This is a genomic window from Desulfosarcina cetonica JCM 12296 (assembly GCF_001311845.1).
Taxonomy (GTDB): domain Bacteria; phylum Desulfobacterota; class Desulfobacteria; order Desulfobacterales; family Desulfosarcinaceae; genus Desulfosarcina; species Desulfosarcina cetonica.
Map to the genome: position 1 here is coordinate 1 of NZ_BBCC01000305.1, position 4,542 is coordinate 4,542.

Sequence of the window (4,542 nt, forward strand, 5' to 3'; positions counted from 1 at the left end):
CGCGTACTGGCTCCCTTTGACGGCCGGGTGACCGCCAAAAACGCCGATGCCGGCGACTTGGCGTCGCCGGGCATGCCGCTGTTGGCCCTGGAGCGGGAGGGCGGCTATCGCGTCGATCTGGTGGTTCCGGAAAACTACATCCAGTCGGTGCATCTCAACGAACCGGTGGATGTGCGTATTTCAGCCATTGGGGAAAAGGCCATCAAAGGCACCGTGAAGGTCATCGTCCCTTCGGCCGACCCGAATAGCCGCACCTTCACCGTTCAGGTGGACATCCCCACGGTTCCCGGACTGCGTTCGGGCATGTTCGCCCGTGCCCCCCTGACGGTCGGTGAGCAAAAGACCCTGCGGATTCCCCGGCCTGCCGTCGTGCAGCAAGGCCAGCTGACCGGCGTGTATATTGTCGATGCCGACAACACCGCGCGTTTTCGCCTGATCCGCATCGGCCGAACCGATGATGACCAGGTGGAGGTCATTTCGGGGATCGGGGACAACACCCGGCTGGTGGTCGAGCCGCCGGCCCAATTGAAAAACGGATCTCATGTGGAGTTTGCAAAATGAGCCATTCATACGGTCCCGCCGGCAAGATCGCCCACTATTTCATCGATTCCAAGCTGACGCCGCTGATCATCATCGCCTCGATGCTGCTGGGACTGGCCGCCGTGGTGGCTGCCCCGGGAGGAAGAGCCCCAGATTATCGTGCCGATGATCGACATCTTTGTGCAGATGCCCGGTTCCAGCGCCGCCGAGGTGGAGCAGCGCATCACCCGGCCCATGGAAAAATTGCTCTGGGAGATTCCCGGCGTGGAGTACATCTATTCCACCAGCAAGCCGGGCATGGCCATGACCATCGTGCGGTTTTACGTCGGCCAGGACGAGGAGACCTCCATCGTGCGGCTGCAATCCAAGCTGATGGCCAACATGGACCGCATCCCCTGCTGCATTACGCCGCCGTTGATCAAGCCGCGGTATATCGACGACGTGCCCATCCTGGCGCTGACCTTCTGGAGCGAGTCGGTGGACCCCTACCTGTTGCGGCGGGTTGCCGCCGAGGTGGAGGATCAGGCCAAGCGTGAGCCCAATGTTTCGCTCACCACCCTGATCGGCGGGGACGGACGGCGCGTGGAGGTTCAGCTCGATCCGGCGCGCATGGCCGGCTACGGGCTCGATCCGGTGGCGGTTTCAAAGATCGTCTTTGCCGCCAACCAGGCCGCCGACGCGGGCAGCTACCCGTCGTCCGCCGATGGCCAGATCATCATTCACACGGGCGACTTTCTAAAGACGGCCGACGACGTGTGGCACGTGGTGGTGGCTTCCTACAAGGGCCGGCCGGTCTACCTGGGCGATGTGGCCACGGTGGTCGACGGGCCGCCCGTGCCCGACAACTACGTGTATTTCGGCGCCGGACCGGCCGCCGGAGAGGTGGGTATCGATGCGCAGGCCGGTAAAGGCGGTCCCTATCCGGCGGTGACCCTGACCCTGGCCAAACGCAAGGGCACCAACGCCATCAGCGTGGCCGAGAAGGTGCTCAAACGGGTGAACGCCCTCAAAGGCACGGTGATTCCCGATAACGTCAACGTCACCATCACCCGCCACTACGGCGAGACGGCCAAGGAGAAAAGTGACGAACTGCTCTGGCACATGCTCATCGCCGTCGTGTCGGTGACCGTTCTCATCTGGTTCACCCTGGGACACCGCGAATCGGGGGTGGTGGCCCTGGCCATCCCGGTAACCCTGGCTCTGACCATGGCGGTGTTCTACCTGTACGGCTACACCCTCAACCGCATCACCCTGTTCGCCCTGATCTTCTCCATCGGTATTCTGGTGGATGACGCCATCGTCGTGGTGGAGAACATCGTTCGCCACATGCGGCTGCCGGAGAACAAGGGGCGCTCGCTCTTGGACGTGGCCGTGGAGGCCGTGGACGAGGTGGGCAATCCCACCATCCTGGCCACCCTGACCGTCATTGCCGCCATCCTGCCCATGGCCTTCGTGGGCGGCCTGATGGGGCCTTATATGCGCCCCATCCCCATCGGTGCGTCGGCGGCCATGGTCTTCTCCCTGATCGTGGCCTTCATCGTCACCCCCTGGGCGTCCGCCCGGCTGCTCAAGTCGAGCGGCCACGCGCATGGCCACGGCGGAGAGAACGCATCCGAGGACTGGGCCACCCGACTGTACCGCAACGTGATGGACCACCTCTTGCACCGGTCCACCTGGCGCTGGTCATTTCTGATCGGCGTGGCGCTGCTGCTCCTGGGCGCCTGTGCCATGGTGGCCTTTGGGCTGGTCAAGGTGAAAATGCTGCCCTTTGACAACAAAAGCGAGTTTCAGGTGATCCTGGACATGCCCGAGAGCGCCACCCTGGAGGATACGGCCGCGGCCGCCTTCCAGATGGGCGACTACCTCTCCACGGTCAACGAAGTGGTCGACTACCAGATTTACGCGGGCACGTCGGGACCGTTCAATTTCAACGGGCTGGTCCGTCACTATTATCTGCGCAAGGCGCCCAACCAGGCCGACATCCAGGTCAATTTGGCCGGCAAGGCCTATCGCAAGGAGCAGAGCCACGCCATCGCCAAACGCGTCCGCCCGGCGCTCAAGGCCATCGCCGACCGTTACGGGGCTCGTATCCAGGTGGCCGAGGTGCCACCCGGACCGCCGGTGATCGCCACCCTGGTGGCCGAGATCTATGGTCCGAATTACGAGCGCCAGCGGGAACTGGCCCTGAAGATCCGGGATCTCTTCGAGAAGACCGAGGGCGTGGTGGACGTGGACTGGTTCATGGAAGAGAACCAGACCCGCTACCAGATCAAGGTCGATCAGGAGAAGGCCGCCCTGCGCGGGATCAGCGTGGCCCACATCACCCAGGCCTTGCAGACGGCCCTGTCCGGCAACCAGGCCGGGCTGCTGCATCAGCCGCTGGAAAAAGAGGCTGTCCCCATCGTGCTGCAACCGCCCCTCGCCGATCGGGCGGGGCTGGCACAGCTCAAGTCGATCCAGATCGCCGACGCCCAGGGGCGCATGGTGCCCCTTTCCGATCTGGTCACCGTCAAAAAGACCCCGATCGACCGCAGCATTTACCACAAAACCTGATGCCCGTGGTCTATGTGACCGCCGACGTGGCCGGCGCCAAGGAGAGCCCGGTTTACGCCATCCTCGAGCTGCGCAAGAAGATCGATGCCATCACCATGCCCGAAGGCTACCATATCAAGCAGCACACGGCCTCCCTGCCGGACAGCGACCGGCGCTTTTCCATGAAATGGGACGGCGAATGGCACATCACCTATGAGGTCTTCCGCGACCTGGGGATCGCCTTCGCGTGGTGCTGGTGCTGATCTTCGTCCTGGTGGTGGGCTGGTTCCAATCCTTTTCCACGCCCATTACGATCATGATGGCGATTCCTTTTTCGCTGATCGGCATTCTGCCGGCCCATTGGGCCATGGGGGCCTTTTTTACCGCCACCTCGATGATCGGGTTCATTGCCGGTGCCGGTATCGTGGTGCGTAATTCGATCATCCTGGTGGATTTCATCGAACTGCGCCTGGCTCAGGGCGCGCCGCTCGACCTTGCCGTGATCGATGCCGGGGCGGTGCGCTTCCGGCCCATGATGCTTACGGCGGCGGCGGTCGTGGTGGGCGCGTCGGTGATTCTCTTCGATCCGATTTTCCAGGGGTTGGCCATTTCCCTGATGGCCGGCGAGGTGGCCTCCCTGCTTTTCTCGCGCATGACGGTGCCGATTCTCTACTTCCTGGACAAACGCTGGGAATTTGCCCACGGTCATGACGGCCCGGCGGCCCATGGACACCACAAGACCGGTGATGCGGCATCATGACCGTCGCCCTGTTCCTGCTGGCGATCGGATGCGTGCTGCTGCTCAAGGGTGCCGCCCTGTTCGTCGACGGCGCTGCGCAGATGGCTCGGGGGATGGGGGTGGCGTCCGTGACCGTCGGATTGACCGTGGTGGCCTTTGGTTGCGCGGTACCGGAGCTATTCGTCAATATCGCCGCCAGCGTCAGCGGTGACACGGCCATCGCCCTGGGAGACGTGGTGGGTGGTTGTATCGCCAACGGCCTTTTGGTGCTGGGACTGACGGCCCTGATGCGTCCCCTGACCCTTTCCCGGGGGATCGTCCGGCAGGCGATCCCCTTTAACCTGCTGGCGGCCGTGCTGGTATGGATCCTGGCCAGTGACGTGGTGGTCGACCGCGCTTTTTTTCCCATGATCAGCCGTTCGGACGGTCTGGTGCTGCTCTTTTTCTTCATTGTTTTCATGGCCTATGCGGCGGCGGTGGCCACGCCGCTAGAGGGCGTGCCGGCCATCGACCCGCCGCCTCCTGATCGATCGATCGGCCCCACCACGAAAATGGCCCTTGGGTTTTGTGGTTTGCTCTTCGGTTCGCGCTGGATCGTGGACAACGCCGTCTTTCTGGCCCATCGACTGGATGTATCCCAAACCGTGATCGGCTTCACCGGCGTGGCCCTATGCACCTCCCTGCCCGAACTGGCCGCATCCCTGGCGGCGGCCCGGCGAGGCCACGCGGAG

General features: G+C 63.3%; 4 protein-coding genes and 1 pseudogene. All 5 read left to right on the top strand.

The genetic code is table 11. The features are described 5' to 3' along the window. A partial coding sequence (locus JCM12296_RS32530) for an efflux RND transporter periplasmic adaptor subunit (protein WP_157068113.1) occupies positions 1–561 on the top strand: 561 nt, incomplete at its 5' end. 144 nt (positions 562–705) lie between these two features. Further along, positions 706–3,093 (top strand): efflux RND transporter permease subunit, encoded by a 2,388-nt coding sequence (locus JCM12296_RS32535; RefSeq protein ID WP_246805237.1) that lies wholly within the window; start codon positions 706–708, stop codon positions 3,091–3,093. After that, a complete protein-coding gene (locus JCM12296_RS46580) occupies positions 3,093–3,335 on the top strand; it encodes a hypothetical protein (RefSeq protein WP_246805234.1) in 243 nt (80 codons plus the stop codon). Before JCM12296_RS32535 ends, JCM12296_RS46580 begins: the two co-directional genes overlap by 1 nt. Beyond that, on the top strand, positions 3,320–3,832 hold the full coding sequence (locus JCM12296_RS46585; RefSeq protein ID WP_246805235.1) for an efflux RND transporter permease subunit: 513 nt from the start codon (positions 3,320–3,322) through the stop codon (positions 3,830–3,832). Before JCM12296_RS46580 ends, JCM12296_RS46585 begins: the two co-directional genes overlap by 16 nt. Next, a pseudogene (locus JCM12296_RS32540) lies at positions 3,829–4,542 on the top strand (sodium:calcium antiporter); the annotation flags it as partial. The gene JCM12296_RS46585 and the pseudogene JCM12296_RS32540, both read left to right, overlap by 4 nt.

Coding starts and splice junctions, on each gene's coding strand:
- JCM12296_RS32535 (WP_246805237.1), top strand. CDS start 706: ATGATCGACATCTTTGTGCAGATGCCCGGTTCCAGCGCCGCCGAGGTG.
- JCM12296_RS46580 (WP_246805234.1), top strand. CDS start 3,093: ATGCCCGTGGTCTATGTGACCGCCGACGTGGCCGGCGCCAAGGAGAGC.